This is a genomic window from Gordonia terrae, assembly GCF_001698225.1.
In the GTDB taxonomy this organism is placed as follows: domain Bacteria; phylum Actinomycetota; class Actinomycetes; order Mycobacteriales; family Mycobacteriaceae; genus Gordonia; species Gordonia terrae.
The window spans coordinates 5,057,064-5,083,576 of record NZ_CP016594.1 but is presented as its reverse complement, the minus strand read 5'-3'; the positions used below and the strand labels follow the sequence as shown (position 1 = coordinate 5,083,576).

The 26,513-nt window shown below is 65.6% G+C and carries 21 protein-coding genes and 1 tRNA gene; 10 read left to right on the top strand and 12 right to left on the bottom strand.

What is annotated here, in order from left to right:
- Positions 1 to 202: 202 nt before the first annotated feature.
- The 4 genes from BCM27_RS22515 to BCM27_RS22500 all read right to left on the bottom strand — a co-directional run bounded on the left by BCM27_RS22515 (position 203) and on the right by BCM27_RS22500 (position 2,875).
- A complete protein-coding gene (locus tag BCM27_RS22515; RefSeq protein ID WP_004022436.1) occupies positions 203 to 577 on the bottom strand; it encodes a hypothetical protein in 375 nt (124 codons plus the stop codon).
- Positions 578 to 1,302: 725 nt separating this feature from the next.
- The gene (locus BCM27_RS22510) at positions 1,303 to 1,866 is read right to left on the bottom strand and encodes a hypothetical protein (RefSeq protein ID WP_004022435.1); all 564 of its coding nucleotides are present in this window, start codon (positions 1,864 to 1,866) and stop codon (positions 1,303 to 1,305) included.
- A complete protein-coding gene (locus tag BCM27_RS22505; protein WP_004022434.1) occupies positions 1,839 to 2,621 on the bottom strand; it encodes a hypothetical protein in 783 nt (260 codons plus the stop codon). The genes BCM27_RS22510 and BCM27_RS22505 overlap by 28 nt, the downstream gene beginning before the upstream one ends.
- A 183-nt stretch (positions 2,622 to 2,804) precedes the next feature.
- Positions 2,805 to 2,875 (bottom strand) — tRNA-Gly (locus tag BCM27_RS22500).
- 252 nt (positions 2,876 to 3,127) lie between these two features.
- Here BCM27_RS22500 and BCM27_RS22495 point away from each other — a divergent pair.
- The 4 genes from BCM27_RS22495 (at position 3,128) to BCM27_RS22480 (ending at position 8,291) form a co-directional block, all read left to right on the top strand.
- Complete coding sequence (locus BCM27_RS22495; RefSeq protein ID WP_033205264.1) at positions 3,128 to 4,627, top strand: HNH endonuclease signature motif containing protein; 1,500 nt, start codon at positions 3,128 to 3,130, stop codon at positions 4,625 to 4,627.
- A gap of 21 nt (positions 4,628 to 4,648) precedes the next feature.
- A complete protein-coding gene (dcd, locus tag BCM27_RS22490) occupies positions 4,649 to 5,221 on the top strand; it encodes a dCTP deaminase (protein WP_004022432.1) in 573 nt (190 codons plus the stop codon).
- An 86-nt stretch (positions 5,222 to 5,307) separates the two neighbouring features.
- A complete protein-coding gene (locus BCM27_RS22485) occupies positions 5,308 to 6,729 on the top strand; it encodes a UDP-glucose dehydrogenase family protein (protein ID WP_004022431.1) in 1,422 nt (473 codons plus the stop codon).
- Between the two features lie 95 nt (positions 6,730 to 6,824).
- On the top strand, positions 6,825 to 8,291 hold the full coding sequence (locus tag BCM27_RS22480; RefSeq protein WP_004022430.1) for a hypothetical protein: 1,467 nt from the start codon (positions 6,825 to 6,827) through the stop codon (positions 8,289 to 8,291).
- Positions 8,292 to 8,293: 2 nt separating this feature from the next.
- Here BCM27_RS22480 and BCM27_RS22475 read toward each other — a convergent pair whose 3' ends face one another.
- Positions 8,294 to 8,881, bottom strand: coding sequence for a TetR/AcrR family transcriptional regulator (locus BCM27_RS22475; protein WP_004022429.1), 588 nt, complete (start codon positions 8,879 to 8,881; stop codon positions 8,294 to 8,296).
- Between the two features lie 128 nt (positions 8,882 to 9,009).
- On the opposite strand from BCM27_RS22475, the gene BCM27_RS22470 reads away from it, so the two are divergent.
- Positions 9,010 to 10,665 (top strand): DHA2 family efflux MFS transporter permease subunit, encoded by a 1,656-nt coding sequence (locus BCM27_RS22470; RefSeq protein ID WP_004022428.1) that lies wholly within the window; start codon positions 9,010 to 9,012, stop codon positions 10,663 to 10,665.
- A 13-nt stretch (positions 10,666 to 10,678) separates the two neighbouring features.
- Here the strand turns inward: BCM27_RS22470 and BCM27_RS22465 are convergent, their stop codons facing one another.
- The 4 genes from BCM27_RS22465 to BCM27_RS22450 all read right to left on the bottom strand — a co-directional run bounded on the left by BCM27_RS22465 (position 10,679) and on the right by BCM27_RS22450 (position 15,918).
- Complete coding sequence (locus BCM27_RS22465) at positions 10,679 to 11,803, bottom strand: PDR/VanB family oxidoreductase (protein ID WP_004022427.1); 1,125 nt, start codon at positions 11,801 to 11,803, stop codon at positions 10,679 to 10,681.
- A 22-nt stretch (positions 11,804 to 11,825) separates the two neighbouring features.
- On the bottom strand, positions 11,826 to 12,731 hold the full coding sequence (locus BCM27_RS22460; RefSeq protein WP_033205270.1) for a metal-dependent hydrolase: 906 nt from the start codon (positions 12,729 to 12,731) through the stop codon (positions 11,826 to 11,828).
- A 5-nt stretch (positions 12,732 to 12,736) separates the two neighbouring features.
- Positions 12,737 to 14,524, bottom strand: a complete 1,788-nt coding sequence (locus tag BCM27_RS22455; protein ID WP_004022425.1) for an SDR family oxidoreductase — start codon at positions 14,522 to 14,524, stop codon at positions 12,737 to 12,739.
- Between the two features lie 140 nt (positions 14,525 to 14,664).
- Entirely contained in the window at positions 14,665 to 15,918 is a 1,254-nt protein-coding gene (locus BCM27_RS22450; protein ID WP_004022424.1) for a pyridoxal phosphate-dependent aminotransferase, read from the bottom strand.
- 647 nt (positions 15,919 to 16,565) lie between these two features.
- Here BCM27_RS22450 and BCM27_RS22445 point away from each other — a divergent pair.
- Positions 16,566 to 17,324, top strand: a complete 759-nt coding sequence (locus BCM27_RS22445; protein WP_004022423.1) for an SDR family NAD(P)-dependent oxidoreductase — start codon at positions 16,566 to 16,568, stop codon at positions 17,322 to 17,324.
- Between the two features lie 86 nt (positions 17,325 to 17,410).
- Complete coding sequence (locus tag BCM27_RS22440) at positions 17,411 to 18,748, top strand: MFS transporter (RefSeq protein WP_157781287.1); 1,338 nt, start codon at positions 17,411 to 17,413, stop codon at positions 18,746 to 18,748.
- Between the two features lie 136 nt (positions 18,749 to 18,884).
- Here the strand turns inward: BCM27_RS22440 and BCM27_RS22435 are convergent, their stop codons facing one another.
- From BCM27_RS22435 to BCM27_RS22425, 3 genes are all read right to left on the bottom strand, one after another.
- Entirely contained in the window at positions 18,885 to 19,712 is an 828-nt protein-coding gene (locus BCM27_RS22435; RefSeq protein ID WP_051987123.1) for an acyl-CoA thioesterase, read from the bottom strand.
- Between the two features lie 137 nt (positions 19,713 to 19,849).
- Positions 19,850 to 20,830, bottom strand: coding sequence for an NAD(P)H-dependent flavin oxidoreductase (locus BCM27_RS22430; protein WP_004022420.1), 981 nt, complete (start codon positions 20,828 to 20,830; stop codon positions 19,850 to 19,852).
- Positions 20,831 to 20,836: 6 nt separating this feature from the next.
- Positions 20,837 to 22,417 (bottom strand): class I adenylate-forming enzyme family protein, encoded by a 1,581-nt coding sequence (locus BCM27_RS22425; RefSeq protein WP_004022419.1) that lies wholly within the window; start codon positions 22,415 to 22,417, stop codon positions 20,837 to 20,839.
- A gap of 98 nt (positions 22,418 to 22,515) precedes the next feature.
- Between BCM27_RS22425 and BCM27_RS22420 the strand changes: the two genes are divergently transcribed.
- From BCM27_RS22420 to BCM27_RS22410, 3 genes are all read left to right on the top strand, one after another.
- Complete coding sequence (locus tag BCM27_RS22420) at positions 22,516 to 23,706, top strand: thiolase family protein (RefSeq protein WP_004022418.1); 1,191 nt, start codon at positions 22,516 to 22,518, stop codon at positions 23,704 to 23,706.
- Positions 23,707 to 23,747: 41 nt separating this feature from the next.
- The gene (locus BCM27_RS22415; protein ID WP_004022417.1) at positions 23,748 to 24,677 is read left to right on the top strand and encodes a winged helix-turn-helix transcriptional regulator; all 930 of its coding nucleotides are present in this window, start codon (positions 23,748 to 23,750) and stop codon (positions 24,675 to 24,677) included.
- A 180-nt stretch (positions 24,678 to 24,857) separates the two neighbouring features.
- A complete protein-coding gene (locus BCM27_RS22410; RefSeq protein WP_004022416.1) occupies positions 24,858 to 26,510 on the top strand; it encodes an aldehyde dehydrogenase family protein in 1,653 nt (550 codons plus the stop codon).
- Positions 26,511 to 26,513: the final 3 nt, after the last annotated feature.

Genomic DNA, 26,513 nt, shown 5'->3' with positions numbered 1-26,513 from the left:
ATTGCTGCCCGGCTCGTTCTCACGCTTGATGGACGCATTCCCAGCATCTCGACCGTCGTCTTTCACCTTCTCTGGCTCGGAGCGTTGGCGTTAGGTAGTTTTGTCTTTCGACTCCCTCGCGCTATGGCCCACGCGACGGCTTTCACCGCGTTTGATAGCAGGTCAATTCCTATTTAATTCTCCTGCCATACGTCAGAAATGCTTAGACCATAGCTTCGATAGATCGTTTCATCTTTGCGAAATCCCACCCGTTGGTGTGCCACATCCGTAGCTGTTCGCCGTCCACCATGTTCAAGTTCACGCTGGAAGATCGCTCAGGCGTAGCATGCGGTTCGTACTGATCGCCCTTGTAGTACTCCCACAAGTTTCCAGCTTCGTCGACCAGTAGGCAGTACTCGTTTGTCCACCACTCGTCACCGTCGGTATTGTGCTTGTAGACGAACTGGCAGATATTCCATCCAGTAATCGAGCGGCCGTTTCGGGAATCTGTGAATGTTCCAGCGCGCGTCCCCATGGCGCGGTACGCTGCCGGAAGTTGTTTGGCATCGTTCAATAGTTTCAGATATATGTTAGCCACGGCCACTCCATGTGATGAAATTCTGTCTAATTAGTACTAGATAGAGCTAACGGAACTTCTCGACAGTCGACTAGACGTCAGCCCTGGCGGCTAGCACTTGTTGCCGCACTCCGAGCAACGCTTATTTCCGCTGTTGTCCCACTCCACTTCACTGCCGCAGCAGCCGGAAAGTTCAGGGGCGGGATTAGTTGATCCGGTGAGCAGCACTCGTGCCTCCAAGGTTGTTGCGCTGTATGCGTCGGTGGAGGGCCATCGTATGCGTATGCAAGCATGTGTGCTGATCAAACCGGGAAACTTCCACCGTTCCGATGACAGACGAACGATCGAACGTGGCAGACGAGGAAGAGACCATGTCTGATGTGGCGGCATTGGGGGACGGCAGCCGGGGCTCCCTGGGCGCAACCGCGCCCTGGCTTAACCGTCAAGCGATGGAACTATCTAGGTCAGACAGCGGTGCTTAACCCGTCAGGGCCAGGCGGCTACCCAGACGCTTTGTGGGCGGACGGTTGAATGGTCGCTACGCAGACTGCTGCTCGGTTGCTTCGCAGTGCCGCTGCGTGGCAACGCTGACTCGGTGCCTGGACGTCGCCCAGGAGTCTGCCGCCGACCGTGTGTCCAGATACCGATTGACCTGGCTCGATAGGTTCCTGCGGACAGCAGCCTCACGGCGTGCGGAGACGAAACGAGATTGTTTAGCATCGCTCATGATCGCTCCTTAGGGCAGGTTAAGTAGTTTTGATCGTAGCACCGTGCGTCAAGTGCCAGGTCGGGTTCAGGGTGTTGTCGAAGTAGTGCTTACGGTTTAGCCAGATGAAGCCATCGCCAATAGAGATCAACGCAACGTCGATCGCGCCGCCAACAGTGTTCTGCTGGTGAACGCTCATGCGTTGTCTAGTAGAAGTGATGTTCACCAGGCTTTCGGCGAGCAGACCTAACTCATCCTTGGGAAGCATGGTCACACTAGATTGCATAGGGATGCGATAGAAATTGTTCTCCCAGTCGTTCATGAACTGGCCGAATTCATTCAAGGCGTCAACCGTGAGCGAATGAAAAACACCAGTCGCCTTCTTGGCGTCGGCGGCCCCGAACCCCTCCTTCTTCAAGCTTTCTATGGATTTCCTCGGGAGCTTTTCGTGCACCCAACTTGCCCAACTACCAACGATGGCTTTGCGCATCTCATCTGTAATACCGTTTACCCACCCCTGGGCAGGTCCGTCCTGAGCGAATGTTTCCCAATGGCCACCGTACGAAGGGGTGATCTCTACAAGGGTTTCGTTGTAGCGACCCACATGGCCGCAGAATCGACCTGAGATTCGCGTGGCGAACCGCTTGGGAAAGTAATCGGTGGTACCGAAGCCTGCGAACACGAGGCCGGAGTCGCTTGGAACGCCGCCCTTCTTGGACATTGCTTTTGTGACGAGAGTGCGGCCGCGCGCCTAATCTGCGCCCGGGTTACCTTCAGTCCATTCTCTTCTAACTCGACTTCGACTAGCCTCGTAATGGGATCCTTGAACTCCCGATGGAGAGAATCTGGGAACGTAGTATCGGCTGAGATGTCTTCGAGTCCATCTATTTCGGATTCGAGATCATTGAGGATTTCCTCTAACGCTGCTTTAACTCGAGTTTGGACTATCCGACCGGTGCTCGACGCTAGATCATCTGGCCATTCAACTAAGCGCTTAATAATCTGGTCCAGGAAGAACTGGTAACCAAGCGACAAGGCTGTTTCGAGTTCGGCGGCGGGCGTTATCAGGCCTCCGTGGCCGGCCAGGAAGTCGATGAAGTCTTCCGCATAGTCCTCGACGTGTGGCATTGGATTCGCGCCGCGTTCCTGACGGTATGTCTTGATCACCGTCTCCCAAGGTGTGCCATCCACGGTCGCGGAACTGTAGACCATTACGCCGATGTTGCTGCCCTTTACCAACTCGAACAGCTTATTCGCGGACTCGTAGGTCTTCATAGTCCGGCGGTTTGAGATAGTCACGGCGCTGTCGGCCGCCAAAGCCACGGCGCTACGGTTCATTACGATCGCTTCGGCAGTCACAGGGTGTCGCGTCTCTTCCGATGGGTGGGGACGTGTGGGGACGTCGCGTATCGGGGCAAATGCTAGTCCCGCCGTCGGGCGCGCAGCGGTAGACACTCTCGGCGCGGCCCGAACGCGGCCCCAAATCATCCGAACGAACCACGAAAGCCCCGGTCAAAACGCTCTGACCAGGGCTTTCGTCGGAGCCGATGACGGGAATCGAACCCGCGTATTCAGCTTGGGAAGCTGATGTTCTGCCATTGAACTACATCGGCGTGCGAGTGCCGGACTCGCGAACGACAGCCTAGCAAACCCGTGGCCGAGCCGGTCGCCGGCACGCGCAGATGTCGCGGATCGTGGCGTCAGGCGCAACGAACCGCGACATCTGGGCGAGACCGGGTCTCGGCGGGGCGACGCGATTCGGTTGCGACGCAGAACAACTCACCGGAAGGGGTTGCGCATCGGCTGGTCGGCCGGTAGTCTCGAACGCAGTTTCGAGTAGAGCCATGATGTCGGGGGATGAAATCATGGCTTTCACCGAGCCATCTGCACCACCACTACCACTTCTTCTCGACCAGTACGCGCGCCTACGTGCGCTGCTGGACGAGATTGCCGAGACGCAGTCCACGGACTGCTCCGAGACCGAACTGCTGCAGGTCGCGATCGAGCACGAGCGTGCCGAACGGCGCATGTTGTCGCTGTTCACCGATCACATCGTCGACATCGACGAGCGGTCGGCGTACCGGAAGATGGGGTGCCAGACCGTCTCCAACTTCCTGTGCCACGCGCTGAACCGACGCGGCGAGGCGACCCGCCTGATGAACCGGGTCTGGGCCTTGGGCAGGTTTCCGGACATGCAGGGGGTGCCGCTCGAACCGCGCTTCCCCGAGACCGCCAAAGGTGTTGCCGACGGTGAGATCTCGGGACGCCATGTCGACGTCGTCATCGAGGTGATGCGCAAGATCCCCGCCGACGTGGACCCCGCCGACCGGGAAGCCGCCGAGGCGACGCTTGCGCACTACGCACGCGAGTACGACCCGTCGTCGCTCCGTGACCTCGGCGCCCGCATCCTGGCCCACCTCGACCCCGACGGAACCATCACCGACGATCGCGACCGCGCCCGCAACCGTGGCCTCAAACTCGGGCCGCAAGACGCCCAGCTGATGTCCCGGCTCACCGCAACCCTCGACCCGACAACGCGCGCCATGCTCGACGTCGTCTTGTCGGTGTGGGCCGCCCCTGGGATGAACAATCCCGCCGATCCCGAGTCGCCCACCGGGAACCCCGCCGCCGCGGACCCCGACGCGCTGGCCGCCGCTGCCGGACGCGACGAGCGCTCGGCCGAGAAGCGGAACCACGACGCGTTGCGCGCCATGCTGCGCTTCGTGCTCGACGCCGGCGCGCTTGGGGGTTCGCACCACGGGCTGCCCGCACATCTTGTCGTCTCCATCACGGAATCGGCGCTGCGCGACGCGGCCGGCGACCCGGCACGGACCGCGACGGGAACCCTCCTTCCCATCAAGGACGCCATCGACCTCGCCGCCGACGCGCAGCATCATCTCGCGGTGTTCCGGGACCACTCCAGTGAGGTGCTCTACCTCGGGCGGTCCAGGCGATTGGCCTCCCGCGCACAACGAATCGCCGCGGTCGCCCGCGACGGTGGCTGCACCTTCCCGGGATGCACGCGGCCGTCGTTCGACTGCGAGATCCACCACGTCGTCGAGTGGGACGCCCACCACGGCTCCACCGACCTCGACACTCTCGCGACCGCCTGCCCGCCACACAACCGGGTGGTCGGCACCGGCGCGGATCAGTGGGCCACCACCATCGCCACCGATGGGATCGACGCCGGCCGCGCCGTCTGGCACCCGCCCCGCTCGCACCCGTCGTCGACGCCGCGGATCAACCATGCCCATCGCACCGACGCGATTCTCGACCGCATGCGCGCTGATGTCCGGCGGCGCAGAACAGCGGTGCCGGAGAGCGGAGGGTCGGCGCCGACCGACACCGGCGCAGATCCTCCCTGACCGTTCGATAACCTCGACACCGTGCTGCTCTCCGACCGCGACATCCGCGCCGAGATCGCTGACGGGCGCCTCGCCATCGATCCGTTCGATCCCGCCCTCGTCCAGCCCTCCAGCGTCGACGTCCGGCTCGACGGTCTGTTCCGGGTGTTCAACAACACCCGCTACACCCACATCGACCCCGCGCAGCGCCAAGACGAACTCACCTCGCTGGTCGAACCGGCCGACGGCGAGCCCTTTGTGCTGCACCCGGGCGAATTCGTGCTGGGGTCGACCCTCGAGGTGTGCTCACTGCCCGACGACCTCGCCGGCCGGCTGGAAGGCAAGTCGTCGCTCGGCCGGCTCGGCTTGCTCACGCATTCGACGGCGGGCTTCATCGACCCCGGCTTCTCCGGCCACATCACCCTCGAACTCTCCAATGTGGCCAACCTGCCGATCACGCTCTGGCCCGGGATGAAGATCGGCCAGCTCTGCCTCATCCGCCTCAGCAGCCCGGCCGAGGAGCCGTACGGCAGTGCGTCGGTGGGTTCGAAATACCAGGGGCAACGCGGTCCGACACCGTCGAAGGCGTACCTCAACTTCCAGAAGAACGACTAGGGCCGACCGGAAGTTCACCTACCGGATCACCCTCCGCCACGGCGGAGATGGTTACCGGCCGCACCGCGTGGGTAACCGTAGCCTTCATGAAGCTCACGGTGATCGGATGCGGCTACCTCGGTGCCACACACGCGGCCTGCATGGCCGAACTCGGGCACGACGTCGTCGGCATCGACGTCGACGCGCACAAGATCGAGCGTCTCCAGGCCGGTGAGGTCCCGTTCTTCGAACCCGGTCTCTCCGACATCCTCCGGCGGAACATCGACGCCGGACGGCTGCGCTTCACCACCGACCATCTCGCCGCCGCCGACCACGCCTCGGTCCACTTTCTCGGGGTGGGTACCCCGCAGGAGCCGCGCGGGCATCGCGCCGACCTGTCGCATGTGTACGCCGCCGTCGACTCACTCGTGCCCACACTGCGCGGCAAGCACCTGATCATCGGGAAGTCCACCGTCCCCGTCGGCACGTGTGCCGAACTGTCGCAGCGTATCTCGGTCTTGACGCACTCCGGTGCCGACATCGAGCTGTCATGGAGTCCGGAATTCCTGCGGGAGGGGTTTGCCGTCGAGGACACCCTCGAACCGGACCGCCTGGTGCTGGGTCTGGGGTCGCTCGACGATCCGTCCTACGATCCCGCCGCCGAATCATCGGCGGGCGAGGTCATCCGCGAGATCTACCGTGAGATCCTCGAAACCGGCGTTCCGCTCATCGAAACCGATTGGGCCACGGCCGAACTCGTCAAGGTCTCGGCAAACGCGTTCCTCGCCACCAAGATCTCGTTCATCAACGCGATCAGCGAACTGGCCGAGATCGCCGGCGCCGACATCAACACGCTCGCCGACGCCATCGGGTATGACCCCCGTATCGGACGCCGATTCCTCAACGCCGGACTCGGTTTCGGCGGGGGATGCCTGCCCAAGGACATTCGCGCGCTGACCGCCCGCGCCGACGACATGGGTGCGCCACGCGCCGTGGGGTTCCTGCGCGAGGTCGACGCCATCAACATGCGTCGCCGGGGCGCGGCCGTCGAATTGGTCTACGAGGCGTTGGGCGGCGAGGTGTTGGGCCGCAACGTCGCCGTCCTCGGTGCCGCGTTCAAACCCGAGAGCGACGACGTCCGGGATTCGCCGGCCCTCGCCGTCGCGAGCAGGCTGGCTCTCGAAGGCGCGTCGGTCACCGTCTTCGATCCCAAGGCGATGGACAATTGCCGACGCATGCAACCGAGTCTCCAGTACGCCGCCACCGCGCGCGACGCATGCGACCGGGCCGACGTCGTCGTCATCGCCACCGAATGGGCGGAGTTCGTCCACATGGCGCCCGAGGAACTCGATGGCGTGGTCCGCGCCAGACGAATCGTCGACGGCCGGCGCTGCCTCGACCCGCAGATGTGGCGCGACGCCGGCTGGGACTACCGCGCGCTGGGCGGTCCGGCACCCACCCGCCCCGCACCGCGAAACAGCCCGTCCGAGCAGGTGAACGGATTCGCGCCGGGGGCCTCGATCCGCTGAGTCGTGCTAGGTTGAGTCTCGCGACTGTCCAGGGGGCACCTTCTCGCCGGTGGGGGCTTGCGGCGAGGTGCACGTGAGGTGCAGGAACTGACCAGATGACCGACACGGTGGCCGACCCGGCCGTGACACCGACGTCTGCCCAGGCAGAGGTCACGGTCAGCGCTGTCGTCGCCGACTCCGTGCGCGCCCAGCTGGCTGACCGCGGAATCCCCGACACAGCCGAGATCGTCCTGTTCGATCTCGATCCGTGCGCAGGTGTCTCGGTGGGACGCATGGACCCGGCCCGCGGGACCGTCGCCGATTCCTACTCCGATTCCGGTCTCACCCTGGACGCCCTCGATCACGTGATCGCCGAGCACCTCGTCCGCGTCGGGCGCGTGGCCGCGCCGACCTCGCGCGACTGGCACGAGGAGGTCCTCGACCTCGTCACGCGCGGTCGCGAGCGGCTCCGCGACTCCGACGGCACGTTCCTGATGGGCCGTGACCACATCAGGCTGTTCCGGATGGCGCGTCGCGACGTCGCCGAAGCCGGCGCCCCACTCACCGCGCGGGCCGAAGAACTCGCCCGCGCGGCCGTGGCCGGCGCGGCTGCCCCCGCAGTCGTCATCACCGGTCGCGTGAGTGCCTGGCCGGGACTGCGGGACGCCGTTGCGCGAGCGGTCCCGGTGCCCGTTGTCGACGCCGAATCCGCGGGGAGCGCGATCCGGCCCGTGGCGACCGGCGGGCACGCAGCCGAACCCGACGAGGGCGCCGGCGACGGTGTCCCCGTCTGGCCTGCGCCGGCCATCACGTCGGAACGCGAGCACACGACCGACTCGCATACGCCGAACCCGTCGCCGGACGAAACGGTTCGCCCGGACAAGGGCGACGATCCACCCCACGACCCCCCGATCTTCGAGGCGGTGAAGCGCGCACCGCCGCCGATGGCCACGGCGTTCGGGGCGCTGGCGACGTATGGTGCAGTCGGACAACCGATTCGCGAGGACCCGCCGAATGGCGGTCCGGCGTACGGCGGGGGCGCGTCACACGACGGGACGGACACCGCGTCGGGATCATCGTCGGCGACCCGATCGCCCTCGGTGGCTGCGCCTTTTATCGGACGGGATGTCGACACCGCTCCCGCATCGGATTCGCCGCCGGACGATTCGGCGCCGACCGGGCCGCTCCAACTCGTCGACGTTCCCACGACGGGCCCGCAAGCTGTCGGTGCCGGGCGGAGGCGTGGGGGCAAGCGTGTGCTCGCGGGGATCGCTCTGCTGTGCGCGGTGGCCGTCGTGGGTGTGGCCACGGCATTGGCGGTCGCACACGATGAGCCGGCCCCGGCCGTCGCCGCGCCGCTTCCCCAGCGCACGATCGTGACCACCGAACCCGAATTCGCCGACCCCGCAATCCTTGCCGAGGCCCGGCAACCCGCGCGTCGGTACACGACGCCTCCGCCGCCCGAGACGACGACGCCCTCCTCAGAGTCGGCGCCCCGACCTCGTCCCCGGTCGCGGACCCCGCGTGCGCCAGGCGGTGTGACGATCCCGATCCCCGGTCTGCCGCCGATCGTCCTGCCCTGACGTCAGCCCGGGTGCGGGGACAGCCCGCGCGCCACGAAGGTCAGGACCTTCTCGTAACCCGCCGTCGCGTCGATCTGGGGCGGGTGGGTGCTCGCGAGTTCGAGTCCCACCGCGCCGTGCACGGCCGACCAGGCCAGCATCGCCAGGTCGGCCGGGTCCCCGGCCATGATCACCCCGGCCACCTGGCCGTATCGGATGACGTCGACGAGGACGGCGAACGCGTCCAGCGCGACGTCCGGTTCCGGCGCGCACTGTGCGGAGAACATCAACCGGTAGATCACCGGATTGGCGATCGCGAACGCCCGGTAGGAGCGACCGGAGTTCATGAGGCGGGCGACCGGGTCGTCGTCGGTCGCTGCGATGGCGCGGCCGAACTCGACGAACCCGTCGGTGACCAGCGCGTCGAGTAGGCCGTCGCGGCCGTCGAAGTGGTTGTAGACCCCCATCGGGGCCACCTGTGCCTCGGCCGCGACGGCACGGACCGTCAGCCCGGCCTCGCCGTCCCGCTCGAGGATTGTTCGTCCGGCCCGGAGCAGGGCGGAACGGACCTCGGCGGCCGAGGTGCGGGTGCGGGGCTTCGCGGGGGACATGTTGACAACCTACTAGAACAGTGTTCTTCTTGATTAGAACAGTGTCCTACAACAATGGAACAATGTTCTAACCAATCTCGTCCGGCTGACAGCACGATCGCCCGAGCGGCCCTGATCAGGAGAATCCGATGCGAACAGAACGCGCACACATCCGCTGGTGGGCGCTCGGCGCCCTCAGCTTCGCCGAACTACTCGTCATGATCGACAACACGATCGTCAACGTGGCCCTCCCGACGCTCGCTCGCGACCTCGGCGCCGGGATCTCGGGCCTGCAGTGGATCGTCGACGCCTACACCCTCGTCTTCGCAGGTCTGCTGCTGACCGGCGGCTACCTCGGTGACCGGTTCGGGCACCGACGGATGCTCCTCGCCGGCATCGTGGGGTTCATGGGGGTGTCGGTGCTGGCGGCGTCGTCGCAGGACATCGGGCAGCTCATCGCGAGCCGAGCCGGTCTCGGAGTCTTTGCGGCGCTGGTCTTCCCGGCCACGCTCGCGATCATCACCACCATTTTCGTCGACGCGCGGGAACGCGCGATGGCGGTGGGGATCTGGGCGGCCGTGTCCGGGGTGGCGGTGGCCATCGGGCCGGTCCTCGGCGGATGGCTGCTCGAACACTTCTCGTGGACTTCTGTGTTCTGGGTGAACATTCCGTTCGGTGTGCTGGCCCTGGTGCTGATCCTGGCCGTCGTTCCCGGCACCCGTCCGCTGGCGGTGCCACGCTTCGACGCCGTCGGCGTCGTGCTGTCTGTCGCCGGACTGGGCCTGCTCACCTTCACCCTGATCGAGGCACCGCATGTCGGCTGGGCCGAAGTGCGCACGGTGCTCGGAGTCGTTGTCGCGCTGGCGATCCTCGCCGTGTTCGTCACGACGCAGCTCCGGATCGCGCATCCGATCCTCGATGTGCGACTCTTCGCCAACCGGCGTTTCGCGACCGCGGCCGGGATGATCAGCGTGGCGTTCTTCGCACTGTTCGGCTTCATCTTCCTGATCACCCAGTTCTTCCAGGCGGTGAAGGGTTACGGGCCGCTGGCCGCCGGGATCCGTACCCTGCCGTTCGCGATCGTGATGGCGGCGCTGTCGCCGGTCGCGATGGCGCTGTCGCAACGTGTAGGGCCGAGGGTCGTCTCGGTGATCGGTGCGTTCCTGATGTCGGGTGGATTCGCACTCGTCGAGATCTCCTCGCGCGCTTCCGGTTACTGGGAGCTCATCGTGTGGTCGATGGCACTGATGGCGGCGGGTCTCGCGTTCATCTCCGGTCCGTGCACCCAGCTCATCATGGACGCGCTGCGTCCGGAGCAGGCCGGCGCGGGCAGTGCGGTCAACGACACGACGCGGGAGATCGGCGGAACGCTCGGTGTGGCCGTTCTCGGTTCGATCCTGACGTCGGCCTACGTCGCCGGTGTCGGGGAACGGCTGTCGGGTGGCGGCGTGCCTGCCGAGGCGATCGACGCGGCGCAGCAGTCCGTGATGGCCGGTGTCGAGGTGGCAGACCGCCTGCCGGGCGCGATGGGCGATGCGGTTCAGGTCGCGGTTCAACAGGTCTTCATGGACGGCTTGCACAACGCGGTCTGGGCGGCGGTCGCCATCACCGCGACGGCAGGCATCGCGGCAGCATTCCTGTTGCGCGGCAGTGGGACCGGGTCGCAGGCCGCTGTCGACGAAGTCGGCGACGGGGCCCTTCGTGGCTCGTCGCTAACGCTCCTCGCACCTCAGGGAGCAGAAGGACTGGTCGCTAACGCTCCTCGCACCTCAGGGAGCAGAAGGGGGTCGCATCCTTGGGACTGATGAGCAGAAGGGCTCAGAGATCGAGGGTGAGGTTCCCGCCGGGACTGCGTGAGACGCAGGTCAGCATGGTCCCGGCCGCGCGCTCGGGCTCGGTCAGGATGTTGTCGCGGTGGTCAACCTCGCCGGACAGCGTCCTGACCTTGCAGGTGCCGCAGAATCCCTGCCGGCACGAGTACGGTACCGACGGCACCACTCGGCGGATCGCGGCGAGCGCCGATTCGTCTGCGGCGACCGGGATCTCCTGACCGGTCGAGGCCAGCGTCACCGTGAACTCGGAGCCGTTCTCCACCGGTGGCGGGCTGAACCGCTCGTAGTGCAGCTCGATGTCGGCGCGTGTCGCGAGATGACGGCGAAGCCCCTCCAGCATGGGAACCGGGCCGCAACAGTAGACGGCGAGGTCGGCGGGGGCGTCGACGGGACCGACCAGATCGGCCATGCTCGGCAGTCCGTGGACGTCGTCGGTCCGGATGGTGACGCGGTCGCCGAACGCTGCCACCTCGTCGAGGAACGGGATCGACTCGGCGGTGCGGCCGGTGTAGATCATCGACCAGTCCAGCCCGAAGCGTTCGGCCGTGGCGAGCATCGGCAGGATCGGGGTGATGCCGATGCCGGCTGCGACGAAGCGGATTCGGCGCGCAGGTGATCCGTGGCCGGGGACCGCGAACGGAAAGGCGTTGCGGGGACCCTTGATCGAGAAGACGTCGCCGATACGCAACGAGTCGTGGACCTCGACCGAACCGCCACCGCCGTCGGGAATCCGGCGCACCGCGATCCGGTAGTGCTCCCGATCCGCGGTGTCACCGCACAGCGAGTACTCCCGCATGCGTCCCGACGGCAACAGCAGATCGATGTGCGCCCCGGCGTGCCAGTTCGGTAGCGCGCCATCGTCCGCGGCGGCGAGGGTGAGCGCGATGACGTTCTCGTCGCGCGCGACCACCTCGCGTCCGACGATCCGAACCCGCGTGGTCCCGTCGCTGACCGCGCCGGGGTGCAGCGGTGACAGCGGCCGCCACACCGGCCACCACGCCCGGAACACCATGGTCCCGACCGTGAGCAGTGGATCGTGTCGCCAGCGACCGTGCAGGTGCGGCGGCGGCTCGGTCAGCGTCGTCGAATGCGGATGTGCGCGTTGGTTCATGACGGTCTCCCTCGGCCCGTGATCACGCCGCGTTGCGCGCGGCGGGCGAGCTGGCGAGGTAGGCGACGGCCTGTGCGGTACTGCCGATGTCCTCCGGTCGGAACCCGGGCCGGAAGTAGCTGAAGGTGGCGAAGACGATCGTCCGCATCTTCGGGAGCACGCCGGCCCGCACCCCGCGGTGGTAGTGCCACGTCTTCTGGAAGTAGTTGTACGACAACGACCTGTCCTGGCCCATGATGAAGCGGTAGCCCCGCTGGATCAGGATCAGCAGGATCGGCAGCACCACGAACATCGCACGTCCGCGTCGGAGATATCCGTCGCCGAAGTACGCGGCGACATCGTGTGCCACCGCGCGGTGCTCCACCTCTTCGGCCCCGTGCCACATGAACAGGTCGGCCATCGTGGGGTGTGCCCCGAGCCGGGTCCAGGTGTTGTTCAGCGCGAAGTCGCCGAGGATGGCCGTGTAGTGCTCCAACGCCGCGATGAGCCAGAGGCGTTCGACGAGGTGTTTGTCGCGAGCAGCCTGGCTGCCGGTGTCGAGCGGGCCGAGCACCTTGCGGAAGATCCACTCCATCTGGAGCTGGTAGGGCCGCGGGTCGATGCCGTGGTGATCGAGGAACTCCCACAGGACGTGGTCGTGCGCCTCGGCGTGCATCGCCTCCTGGCCGATGAATCCTCGCATCCGAGAGGCGAGTTCGTCGTCGGCGACCAGCGGCAGGGCCTCGTTGTAGGTCTGCACGAACCACCGCTCGCCCTCGGGGAGCAGGAGATTGAGCACGCTGATGAAGTTCGACGCGACCGGGTGGCCGGGGATCCAGTGCAGTGGGACGTCGTCCCAGTCGAACGCGACGTTGCGGGCGTGCAGCTCCACGGGTCCCGGATCGGCCGAAGTGCCGTCGCCGTGTGCGTGATCGTCGGTGTGTGTCATGTCGTTCACCCCGTGACCTTCTGGCGGGCGCCGATGCGCGACAGCCACGGCGCGAAGCGATAGATCCGGTATCCCACCTTCGCTTCCACGGTCACCGGCACCACCGCCTTGTTGCGTTCGATCGCGGCGACGATCTCGCTCGCGACCCGGTCGGGGGTGAATCCGCGGCGCTGGTAGAACCGGTCGAGTCGATCCCGTTGGGACTGTTCGGCGTCGGCGTCGAGACCGGCGATCGGGGTCGACGAGACGATGTTGGTGTCGACGAGTCCGGGACAGATCGCGCTGACGCCGATGCGGTGTTCGGCGAGCTCGGCGCGGAGCGACTCGGAGAAGAGGAGTACACCCGCCTTCGACGCCGAGTACAGGCCGAGGCTGCGCGACGGCGTGAACGCCGCGGCCGATGCGATGTTGACGATGTGCCCGCCGACCCCGCGCTCGACCATCTGACGGCCGAATTCCCGGCTGCCGGTGACGACGCCGCGCAGGTTGACGTCGAGGAGCCGGTCGACCTGCTCGTCGGTGGCCGCCAACACCCCGCCGGCCAAACCGATTCCGGCGTTGTTGACCACGATGTCGGGGACGCCGTGGGCCTCCCGGACGCGAGCGGCGAACGCTGCGAATTCGGCGGTGTCCGACACGTCGAGCTGGTATGCAGTCGCTTGTGCGCCGAATCGCTTTGTCTCTCTGGCGGTCTCTTCCGCGGCCTCGAGGTCGAGGTCGGCGAGGATCAGCTCACAGCTGCGCTCGGCAAGCGCGTAGGCGGTCTCGCGTCCGATACCGCTACCGGCGCCGGTGATCACGGCGAGCCGGCCGGTGAGTCTGTTGGGTGGCCCGACGACGCGAGTGCGGGCGAATTTCGATGGGTGCTCGAGTGTCGCGTTTGCCGACTGCTCGGCGACGAATTCGCGGGCCAGTGCGGCGACGTAGTCCGGCCGCGTGAGCGGTAGCCAGTGTCCGGTCGGAGTTCGTCTCCGCCACAGGCGTTTTGCGTAGAGGTGAGTGTCGTCGAAGATCGCGGGTCGTAGGGCGATGTCGCGTTCGTTGATCACCTCGAGCACGGGAACCGAGGTCGGCCGGGGGTTCGGGTTGCCGAGCTTGGCGCGGATGTTGGCGCGGTACAGACGAAGACCCGAGATCATGTCCGTGCGGAGGTTCGGCTGGAAGGTTGCGTTCTCGCGAGGGGTGCCCTCGACTCGGTGCAGGAACTCCCGCCACAGACGTTCCGAGCCAGCGATCCGGAAGAAGAGCTTCGGTAGGACCGGCAGCTGGAAGAACGCGGTGTACGCCGACGAGCCACCTTGGGCGAGGCTCAGGGCCAGTCGGCGAGGCGTCGGCCGGGAGAGATTGTCACGCGCCCAGGCACCGAGCTGATCGAGGTTTGGTCCGGAAATCGACACGAACGAGGCGATGCGCGCGGTGGCATCCGGACGCGCGACGGCTTCCCACCCGGTCACCGACCCCCAGTCGTGCGCGACGACGTGCACCGGTCGTTCCGGGCTGATTGCGTCGACGACCGCGAACAGGTCGTCAGCCAGCTCGCTGAGCCGGTAGGCATCGTCTCCGTCGGGGTGGTCACTGTCGCCGAAGCCGCGGCAGTCGTAGGCCACAACGTGGTGGTCCTGCGCGAGTTGAGGTGCGACATGGGTCCACAGGTGGTGGCTGTCGGGCCAACCGTGCACCAGCAGCACCGTCGGTTTCGACGGATCGCCCAGCTCGTAGGTCGCCAGCCGGATCCCGTTGTTGCTGACACTCCCCGGACGCCACTCGGGTCGTCGGATCGCCTGTCCAGACATCTGTCACCTCGTTGTGTGTGCTGCGCCGATGGAGGTACACGTTACCAACGGTTACACAAATGTCCAGACCCGGAGATGCACTGAGGGCCCGGTCGGATGACCGGGCCCTCACCTGGGGGTTCTCGCGGGAGTCCGCGGGATCACTGCCGATACGACGACAGGAAGTTGCCGATACGCTCCACGGCCTCGGTCAGATCCCGGGACCACGGCAGCGTGACGATGCGGAAGTGATTGTGGTCGTCGAGGTTGAACCCCGTCCCCTGGACGACGAGGATCTTCTCCTGCAGCAGCAGGTCCTGGACGAACAGTTCGTCGTTGTGGATCTCGTAGATCTCGGGATCGAGGCGCGGGAAGGCGTACAGCGCGCCCTTGGGTTTGACGCAGCTGACCCCGGGGATCTCGTTCAGCTTTTCCCAGGTGACGTTGCGCTGTTCGTACAGCCGGCCGCCGGGGGAGACGAGCGCCTCGATGGACTGGTAACCGCCGAGCGCCACCTGGATCGCGTGCTGGCCCGGCACGTTGGCGCACAGGCGCGTCGAAGCCAGGATGCCCATGCCCTCGATGAACCCGCGCGCGTGGTCCTTGGGTCCGGTCATCACGACCCACCCGGCGCGGTAGCCGCAGACGCGGTAGGCCTTCGACAGGCCGTTGAAGGTGAGGCACAACAGATCCGGCGCCAACGAGGCCACGTTCACGTGCTCGGCGTCGTCGTAGATGATCTTGTCGTAGATCTCGTCGGCGAGGATGAGGAGCGAGTGCTCGCGGGCGAGTTCGACGAGTTGCTCGAGGACCTCGCGTGAGTAGACCGCCCCGGTCGGATTGTTCGGGTTGATGATGACGATCGCCTTGGTGCGGTCGGTGATCTTCGCGGCGATGTCGGCGACGTCGGGGTTCCACCCGTTCTCCTCGTCGCAGCGGTAGTGCACGGGCTGCCCGCCGGACAGCGAGGTCATCGCGGTCCACAGCGGGTAGTCGGGTGCCGGGATCAGGACCTCGTCGCCGTCGTTGAGCAGCGCCTGCATCGTCATGGTGATGAGCTCGGAGACGCCGTTGCCCAGGATGACGTCGTCGACGTCGAAGTACGGGAAGTCGGGGATGAGCTCGTAGCGGGTCACCACGGCACGGCGTGCGGACAGGACGCCGGCGGACTCGGAGTAGCCCTGCGCGTAGGGGAGGGCGTGGATCATGTCGCGCATGATCACGTCGGGGGCCTCGAAACCGAACAGCGCCGGGTTGCCGATGTTCAGCTTGAGGATTCGATGGCCCTCCGCCTCGAGCCGCTGCGCGTGCGCATGGACGGGTCCACGGATCTCGTAGCACACGTTCTGCAGCTTGAGCGACTGCTCGAGCGGCTTGAGGTTCTGGTTGAGGTGCGAAACATGGGGCCTACTCACGGGTACATTGTCGCAGCCGGTGGCAAATGCGTTTCTGCCAGTGTGAGCGGTGTCCGGGAACCGGCCGGTGGCGGGCCGCTCCGGGGGCCGGTGGTCGCCGCGTCCCCGAGGAGCGGACGGCCGCTCCGTGACGTCGCGTCGGACGTGTCGCGCCCCTCGAGGTGACCGGATCATCGGGTGATCGGCCGGCCGATCAGAACCGCGACGCGGGGTCCGGTCCGTGGAACACAAAACTCGAGACGTTTCAATATAGTTATTGAAGTATCAATGAGGCGCGTTCTGCGTGCACCAGTTTTCATTTCGGCGCGAACATCCGTAGCGCATAGGCGTGATGAGCGCTCAGGCCGACCGGTTTTCACCGGTTCCCGAGAGCGGCGACGTGAACCGCGAAGCACCTCTTGACAGCAATAGTGTGATGCATCTAACTTCACTAACTGTAGCTCAGCCGACCGCACATCGACGACAGCGCGGCAGACGGAGCTCACCGACAGTTCCTGTGCCACGCGACCTGCTCGGCGCATGATCCGGCGCCGGTCCATCCGTTGAACTCCGCATTCGTCGACTCCGACGCACGAAGAGGTCCGTCGTTCGGGACACGGTGCGTCATCACATCGTCACGGCCTGAATCACGTTAGGAGACCGAGAAAGTGCAACCACTGAGCGGTAAAACGGTTCTGATCACCGGCGCGTCATCCGGCCTCGGCGAACACTTCGCTCGTACCGCCGTCGCGGCCGGGGCTTCCGTCGTGATCGTGGCAGCACGCCGGATCGACCGACTCGATGAACTCGCAACGGAACTCGGTGCCGGCGACTGTCGCGTCGTGACGGTACCCCTGGATGTCACGAACCGCGAATCGGTCGCTACGGCAATCGCAACGATGCGGGCGCAGATCGAGCACATCGACGTCCTCGTCAACAATGCCGGCGGCGGTGACCTCCATCCCGCGCTCACACTCGCGGAGAGCGAATGGAACAGCGTGCTCGACACCAATGTCGGGGGCACCTGGCGGATGTCGCAAGCCATCGCCCAGTGGTCCGTCGATCGCGACGCTCCGCTGTCGATCATCAATCTGTCGTCGGTTCTCGGCCATCGGGTGATGCCGCAGACCACTGCCTATGCAACGTCGAAGGCTGCCGTCCTACAGCTCACCAGGCAGCTCGCACTCGAATGGGCCCGATACGGAATTCGGGTGAACGCACTGTGCCCAGGCTACTTCCCCACGGAGGCAGCACAGTTCGCGGACGACAGGGTGCTGGAGGCAATGAGCCGCAAGGTTCCCTTCCGGCGACTTGGTCACCTGTCCGAGCTCGACGGTCCATTTCTGCTTCTCGCATCAGATGCGGGCCGCTACATGAGTGGATCAACTGTCACCGTTGACGGCGCGTTGTCTGTCAACTCCGTTTGAAAACCCCGCGAAACGCGGTCCCGATTCCGAACTCAGAGAACAGGTTACGCATGCTAACAGCGAGAGACAGGCTCGACACTGCTCCGGTGAGCAGGTTTCAGATCAGAGTGCTCGGCATCTGCATCCTCATCAACATGGCAGAGGGTTACGACCTGCTGTCCATGACATTGGCCGTGATCCCACTCGCCGACCAATGGTCGTTGTCCGGAACCCAGATCGGCTTCCTGCTCGCCATCGGGCCGGTGGGAATGGCGATCGGGGCGCTGCTGCTGGCGCCGTTGTCGGACCGGTTCGGCCGGAGGCCGCTACTGCTCCTGTCTCTGGTGGTCATCGCGGTGTTCCTCCTGGCCTCCGCCGCCGCATCCGGGCCGACCGATCTGGCGATCTATCGCCTGTTGGCAGGGATAGGCATGGGCAGCATTCTGCCCGTCCTCCCCATCGTGGTGGGCGAGTACTCGCCGGCACGCCGGAGATCGGCTGCGCTGGGTGTCCTGTCGATCGGGCTTCCGCTGGGAAGTACTGTCGGTGGCGCCGCAGCCGGCGCACTCATGGCGGCCACGGGGTGGGCGAGCGCTTTTGTGCTCGGCGCGGTGCTCACAGCGGCCGTCGCGGTACTCGTCGCGGTGGGCATTCCGGAGACACCGGATTTCCTCGCCAGCAGGAACACTGCCGAAACGCAGCGCAGACTGGCGCGGCTCCTCGACAGGATCGAGTCGAGTCCGGTTGTGCGAGTAGCCAATCGGGACGTCAGTAATTCACGCAGTGTCGTCGCATCCGCACCGGTGGTCACAATCGCGCTCCGTTCACCACGGATGGTCGCGGTCGTCTTGATGTTCTTGTTCGCGGTGAGTTCCTATTACTTCAGTACGATGTGGTTGCCGAAACTCCTCGTGAACGCTGGAATGTCTTCTTCCGGGGGGATCAACGGAGTTCTGTTGCTCTCCCTTGGTGCAACCCTGGCGGGGGGCGTGATCGTTCTGCTGTCGAGTAGATTCTCGACCTTCGCTCTGGCCATCGGCTTCTCGATCGGCTCGGCCGTCATGATGGTTGCGTTCTCCGCCGCGTCCACGAGCCTCACGATGTCGTTGCTCCTTGCTCCGGTACTCGGTCTCTGCCAGTGTGCGGTCATCGTGTGCGTGTACTCGCTCGGGGTGGTGTTGTTCGCTCCCGCCGTACGGACCACCGCGATGGGCCTGGGCATCGGCGTCGGCCGAGTCGGCATCATCGTCATGCCCCTTGCTGTAGGTGTTCTCGTGGACTGGTCCTGGCCCTCGGCCGCGATCTTTCAGATCATGGCGATTCCGGCGATCGTCACGGCGGTCCTGGTCGCGTACTTGTCCCGGACGACACGGGGGTCGTCGACAGCCGAAGGCAGCGCTCGATCATCGGTTGCCGCAGATGGTTCCGGGGAGCTCGACGCATGACAATCGACAGCAGCTGGCGCCGACCAGTCGTGAGCGCTCAGAACAACTGGCGCACGAACCGTCTGTTCCACGAGACGCGCTGGACTCCACAGATCCTTCGCGATGAGCGCACAGATCGGGAGAGCTATTCGGAGAGCTATTCGGAGAGGTACATCCCCTGTTGGGCCAGAGACAGCACCAGTCGACCGTCCTCACTGAAGACATCCGACCGGATCAACCCCTTCCCCGCTGCACTCGCAGGCGAACTCTGGGCAAACAGGAGCCAGTTGTCTGCGCGAACCGGCCGGTGAAACCAGATGGCATGATCCAACGACACGCCTGATCGACGGGGTAGCCCAACGGCTTCATGGCCGATCTGAACCCCATGCGGAACCAATCCGCCCGCCAGGGTCGTGATGTCGGACATGAAGATGAGCATTGCCTGCTGCAGCGTCGGGTCGTCCGGGATCGGTGACACCGCGCGCTGCCACACGAAACTGTCGGTGGAGTCCGTTCCCGCTGGGACAACGCGAACGTCGATTGCCTCTGTCGTACCCCAGCTTCCGTCGGTTGCACCTACTTCACGCCGCCAGTCCGCAAAGCAGGGCAGGCCGGCCGGATGCGGAACGGCGGGCATGTCGACTTGGTGATCGATGCCATCTGCTCCCCGGGCGAAGGACATCATCACCGTCACGAGTGGGCGCCCGTTCTGGAAGCCGGTGACCGATCTCGCGAACTGGGTACGACCGTCCCGAAGGCGCGCCACCTCCAGTTCGACGACAGCTCGTGGGTCTCCCGACCTCAGGAAGTAGGCATGCAGTGAGTGCATTCGTGCAGACGCTGGAACGGTGCGCGATGCAGCAACGAACGCCTGCGCCAGGATCTGCCCGCCGAACAACCGTGGCAGGCCCAGAGAGACGCTCTCGGCGACGAAGGTATCCGGCCCCCGTTCGACTACGTCGAGCGCGGCCAGGACCCCGTCCACATCACCCCTCAGATCGCGGGATCGTCTCGGAGGCAGGTCTTCACGGTGATCGGTCCCGCTGGCGCCGACTGTCCCATACGTTGTCATGCACGCTTTCCCTTCACGCCTCGCTGACGGTTCCTCCATCGACGCTGCGTCTATGCGACCACCGTTCCTCCCGGCACGCGAAGCGCGTCATGCGCTGTCGAGGCACGACCCAGGGCCGTGTCGTACTCTGCTGCGATCCGGTCGACGATGGTGCCGGCCGGTTCGATCGCGCGGACGGTCTGCAACCCCTGACCCGCCGCCCACACATCTCGCCATCTCTTGATCGACGCCCCGCCGGCGGTGTAGTTCTTCGAACCTGTCGGCGACTGGAGGTTGTCAGGGTCGAGCCCGCACGCGACGAGACTGGGCCTGAGCCACGATGCCGGCGTGCCGGTGATGGCCGAGCTCACGATCAGGTCGTCGGGGCCGTTGTCGACGATCATCTGCTTGTATTCTGATTCGGCCATGCTCTCCTGGGCGGCGAGGAACCGGGTGCCCATGTAGACGAGGTCGGCGCCCGCGGTGATTGCGCCGGCGACACCGTGACCATCAGTGATACCGCCACCGATGACGATCATGCCGTCGAAGAACTCGCGAACCGCCGAGGTGAAGGCGAAAGGCGACAGATGACCGGTGTGGCCGCCCGCTCCGGCTGAGATGCAGGCCATTCCGTCGACGCCCGCGGCGGCCGCCTTGTGGGCGAGCTTCATGTTGACGACATCGGCGATGACCGTGCCGCCGTAGCCCTTCACGACTTCCATCACGGGTCTGGGGGAGCCCAGAGCCGTGATGACGACCTGCGGTTTGTACTCGGCGATCAGCTGCAGGTCGTCTTTCAGCCGTTCATTGCTGCTGTGCGTGACGAGGTTTGCCGCCCAGGGTGCCGGTGGCCGTTCCCCGCCTGTGGACAGACGATCGGTGATCGTTCCCATCCACGTGTCGAGATCGGCAACCGTGCGGCAATTCTGGGTGGGGAACGAACCGATGATTCCGGCTCGGCAGGTGGCGATGACGAGGTCTGGTCCGGATACGAGGAACATCGGCGCCGCGACAACAGGGACGCGAAGAGCACCGGCGATGGCGTGGTTCATGGTTTCCTACTCTGAGTGTGATTGTGACAGTGGGGCATACGATTGGGATGAAGTGAGCTCGGTGAGCAATCGGGATGCGTGTGCCCGGTCGACCTTCCCGAGAGGGGTCAAGGGGAGTGCGTCCAGACGGTGTACGGATTTCGGGCGTTTGAAATCCGGTAACCGGAGTCGGAGGTCGGCCAGAACAGCTGTGTCGTCTGGGATTTCCCCGGTGTACGCGGCGACGATGCGCTGGCCCCATATCGGATCGGGCAGGCCCACGACGACCGCATCGTTGACGCCCGGAATCGCCGACAGTACCTCTTCGACCTCACGGGGGTACACGTTGTAACCGCCGGTGATGATCATGTCCTTGCTTCGGCCGGTGAGGTGGATGTACCCGTCCGACGATCGGAAGCCGAGGTCGCCGGAGTGGAGGTGCCCGTCGGTGTGGTCCTTGCCGAGGTCGGTTCGGGTGCCGGCGTTGTGGTAGCCCGGACTCACCGCGGGCCCGCTCACGACAAGCTCTCCGACCTGGTCGTCGGCGCAACGCCGGTCCTCGTCCCAGAATTCGATGTCGACTCCGGTGCACGGCCGCCCGACTGATCCGAGTATGTCCGGCGTGCCGGTCATGCCGAGTTCGTGGTCCGCCGGAGTGAGCACGGTCAGCGGAGGAATCGCCTCGACCATGCCGTAGTACTGGACGAGGTTCGGAGTGATCCGTCGGTAAGCCTGCCGGAGGTGTTCGACCGGCATTGGGGCGCCGGCGTATGCGAGCATGCGCATGCGCCGCATCGGGGCGAGTTGCTCGTCATCGAGGTCGAGTAGGCGGGCGACGACGGTCGGCACCAGCGCCGTGTGGGTCCCCTCGTGCCGTCCGATCGCTTCCGCGACATCCGCTGGGCGGGCGTGTTCCAGCAGGATCTGTTTTCCACCGGACTCGAGGAACGGCAACACGAACAGGCCACTGGTGTGGATGACCGGGCCGGCGTGCACGAACACCGGGGGTGTGGGGCCTTCGAGGGTCCCGGCGAGGACGTGTTCGCGCATCGAGCGCAGCGAGGCCAGGCGATTGGCATGGGACCGCTTCGCGCCTTTCGGGATTCCGGTTGTCCCGGATGAGTAGTGCAGGGCACAGAGAGCGTCGGGATCGACGGCATCGAGCGCGACGCGTTCCGGGGCCGTTGCGGCAACGCCATCGAGAGTGTGCGGTGTCACGTCGGTGGTGCTTGTCGCGATCAGGACCGAGACCGATGACCGCGCGGCGAACTCGGCCGCATCAACGATGCGAGGGTCGAAGATGAGAGCGACCGGGCTGCAATCCTGCATGATGCGGGTCCAGTCGACCTTGCCGACCCGGGGGTTCAGTGCCACCCGAACGCGCCCGCTGATGGTCAGCGCCAGGTCCACCTCGATTGCCGCGACAGAGTTGGGCAGGAGGACGAGGACGGTGTCGCCGGGGTCTACGCCGAGGGGGGCCAGTCCGGCGGCCAGTCGATGAACACGGTCGCGCAGGTCGGTGAAGGTCACCGACCCGTCGCGGTCCTCCACAGCGACGCGTTCTCCGAACGCCTCGGCGGCGGTGTGGATCACATTCGCGATTGACATGCGTACTCCAAACTTCGCTATCGCTACACTTATTGAAGTAGACAACGTACGGTTCGCTTTTGGCAAGTGGACCGAACCGGAGAGAAGTGGAGCCCCAGATGGCGGATGTGACGGGACCGCGTGCACGCACGCCGTGGGTGATCGATGCAGCTCGAACACCTTTCGGTTCGGCGCGAGGTGCGCTCTCGACCGTTCGAGCGGACGATCTCGCGGCACTGCCGCTGATCGAACTGATCAGACGTCATCCCGCATTGGATCCCGCGCGGGTGGACGATGTGGTGTGGGGCAACGCGAATGGCGCCGGCGAGGACAACCGGAACATCGCCAGGATGGCGTCGTTGCTGGCGGGTCTCCCCGACACCGTTCCCGGTGTGTCGGTGAACCGGTTGTGCGGGTCGGGAGCCGAGGCGGTTCTCGCAGGTGTCCGGCTCGTCGGGTCGGGTGACGCCGACGTGGTGATCGCGGGGGGCTCCGAGAGCATGAGCCGGGCCCCTCACGTGCTTCCACCCGTCGAATCGGCATTTCCGCGGAAACTGGACCTCGTCCCGACGACCGTGGGGTGGCGGATGGTGAATCCGCGTTTTCCCGCGCCGTGGGTCGAGTCGCTCGGACGTTCCGCGGAGTTGATCGCCGAGGAGAAGGGAGTAGGACGACTCGAACAAGACGAGTGGGCGCTGCGATCACATGAGCTCGCGGCCGCGGCGTGGGCCGACGGCGTGCACGACGGCTTCGCCGTGCCGTATGCGGAGCTCGAGCGCGACGAGCCGATCCGAGAAGCTCAGCCGGAGGCGCTGGCAAGGCTGAGACCGGCCTTCTCGCCGGAGGGCAGTGTGACTGCCGGAAACTCTTCGCCGATCAGCGACGGAGCGGTCGCAGCACTGATCGCACGTGGCGACCTCGTGGCAGACCTCGAGGTCGAACCGCTGGGTAGGGTGCTGGCCTCGGCCGTCGTCGGGGTCGCGCCGGACAGGTTCGCGATCGCGCCGGTCGGCGCGATACGGAAAGCGCTCGACCGGGCGGGACGGCGCCTCGCAGATGTTCGGGTCCTGGAGCTGAACGAAGCGTTCTCGGCCGTGGTCCTGTCGTGCCTTCGTGAGCTGCCCGACATCCCAGCTGATCGGGTCAACCCATGTGGGGGCGCCATCGCGATGGGACACCCGCTGGGTGGATCCGCGGCACGAGTCGTCATCGACTGCCTTCGGCACGTGCGAAGGCTGGGTGGCGGAATCGGTGTGGCGGCGGCCTGCATAGGGGTCGGCCAAGGTATCGCTATCGTGGTGGAGGCCTGACGCGGTCGGGGACTGCGAGTGGCGCGACAAAGGTGGTGCACATGGGGGAGCGGGATCCGATGGCGGTGTCGCCGAGCCCCATTGCGCAGACGATCGATCTGCTCGGGGACCGGCTGACGGTCGTCATCCTCCGTGATGCATTCGTGGACCATGTCCGGCGGTTCAGCGCCTGGATCGAGAGGACAGGTGCCCCTCCTGCGGTCCTGACCTCGCGACTGAACGCATTGCTCGAGGCCGGACTGATGGAACGCAGGCCCCAGCCGGGCTCGTATGACCGGCACGACTACCTGCTCACCGATCTCGGGCTGGCCACCTGGGAGTTCCTCGTGAGTGTCTGGACCTGGCAGCGCGAATGGTCATCCGAGGGGCTGCTGCAGCCCGAGCTCGTACACGTGGACTGCGGCCACCGCGGCCCCCCCGATCTCGCCTGCCGAAGCTGCGAGCGCACGGTCAAGGCGCGAAACGCTCATCTCGAGGTCACACCCGCCACTCTGGTCTTGGCGGGACGCAGCAAGCGGCGTCGGTCCTCGCGTGGCCCACTCCAGATCAACGGGGCCGGCCTGCAGTTCTCGGTGATCATGGAGGCGATCGGGGATCGGTGGAGCGCGCTGGTCATCGGACTCGCGTTGTCCGGCATACGCCGATTCGGGGAATTCCAATCGCTCCTGATGATGTCGCCCACCACGCTCACCGAGCGCCTGACCAGACTGACCGGCGTCGGCATCCTCCGGCGCGCCGATGGTGGCCGCGAATACACACTCACCCCACGTGGGCGGGCGCTGTTCCCGATCTTCGCCTTCCAGATGGCCTGGACCCGGCGCGCCAACCCCGACATCCCGGTAGAGGACCTCGGTCCTCGGCTCCAGCACATCGACTGTGGGCAGCCGCTGATCCCTGCTCTGCGTTGCCGCGGATGCGACGCCATTCTCGAGCGCACCTCGGTGGTGTTCGAGCCCTGGCCGGCGACCTGAACAACCCCTGATCGGTCCACGCCCACACATACCGACGTTCTCCGGCCCTGCCGCGCGGAACTCGACCGTTGACAAAGTCGCGTACCTATTGGTTCACTTCATTAACGGTAGTAGGACGTCGGTCCTCGCGACGACGACCTCCTGTGCCCAGTCGCCCATCGTGGACAGAAACGAGCCCTCATGTTCTTCGCGCCCCATCTCTCCCTTCTGAACTCCGCAGTCGAGGCCAATCGGACTCGGTCTGCGTGGACGGGTTTCAGTTCGATCACCCCACCCGAGCCCGCGCACGCGGAAGCGCTGGTTGGCGCATACGACGGTGTCACACTGCAACTCTCGGCCCCGGCCGCCGCTGTCATCACCGCGGACGAGGTCTCTCCCTACACCGGGAAACCGCTCAACGTCACCTACGCTGCGCCTTCGGTCGACGAAGTGCTGGGAGGCGCTGCGTGTGCCGCCGTGGAACTCGGAAAGGCGAGCGTCGAGCAGCGTGTGGGGGTGTGCCTCGAATCCCTGCACCGAATCCACCAGCGCGGCCAGGAGTTCGCTGCCGTCACCTCCCACACGACCGGTCAGAGTCTGAGCATGGCGTGCAGTGGCAGCGGGACGAACGCCCTCGACCGCGGTCTCGAGGCCGTGGCGATGGCGTGGGCCTCGATGTCGAGGGTCCCCGAAACCGTGACCTGGCAGCAGACCTTCGGTAAGACCCCGGTGACGCTGCACAAGCGATTCCGCCCGCGCCCGGTCGGAACCGCCCTCGTCGTCGCATGTGCGTCGTTCCCCGCATGGAACGCCTACCCAGCGATCCTGGCAAACCTCGCCACAGGTAATCCGGTCCTGGTCAAGCCACATCCACGTTCGGTGCTCGGGACCGCACTCGCCGTGCAGGTCATCCGGGAAGTACTCGACGAGGCCGGGTTGCCCACGGACGCAGTCCAATTGGTTGTCGACACCGTGGATGCTCCGATCGCCGGTGACCTCGCCACCCATCCCGCAATCCGCATCGTCGACTTCACCGGGAGTCAGGCGTTCGGTACCTGGCTCGAACGCAATTCCGGTGACGCACTGGTGTTCACCGAAACCGCAGGCGTCAACACGGTCATCCTCGACTCAGTAGACGATCTGGCAGCGACGCTGAGAACACTTGCCGGCGGGCTGTCGCTGTTCAGCGGTCAGATGTGCACCTCCCCCCAGAACATCTACATCCCGGACGCGGGTGTACGAACAGCGGACGGAAGCGTGCCCCGAGACGACGTCGTGGCAGCACTGCGCGCAGCGCTCGACGACCTTGCGGCCGCACCGCGTCGCGCCGCAGCCGTGTGCGGAGCACTCCAGTCCGACGCCACGTTGCGAACTCTCGACTCACTTGCCGGCACCGCCGGAGACACGCTCGTCCGTCGACACACCCCATACGCACATCCGGTGTATCCGCAGGCCCGCGTGGTGACTCCGTTGCTGATCCGCATCGATCCGCGTCGCGGTGACGAAGTGCCCGACGGTGAACAGTTCGGCCCCATCGCCTACCTGATCGACTGTGCCGATCGCGACTCCGCGGTGGAGCACGCGACCGCGAGCATCCGTCGTCACGGAGCGATCAGTTCCTACTTGTATTGCACCGACGACGCAGCCGTCGACACGATCGCGGATGCATACGCGGATGCGGGTGCATCGTTGTCGGCCAACCTCATCTCCTCGATGCCGATGCAGTACGCCGCGGCCTACAGCGACTACCACGTCACCGGACTCAACCCGGCAGGCAACGCCACCCTGACCGACGAAGCGTTCATAGCCGGTCGATTCCGGATCGTCCAAGACCGCCGCCAGATCGAGGGATGACAC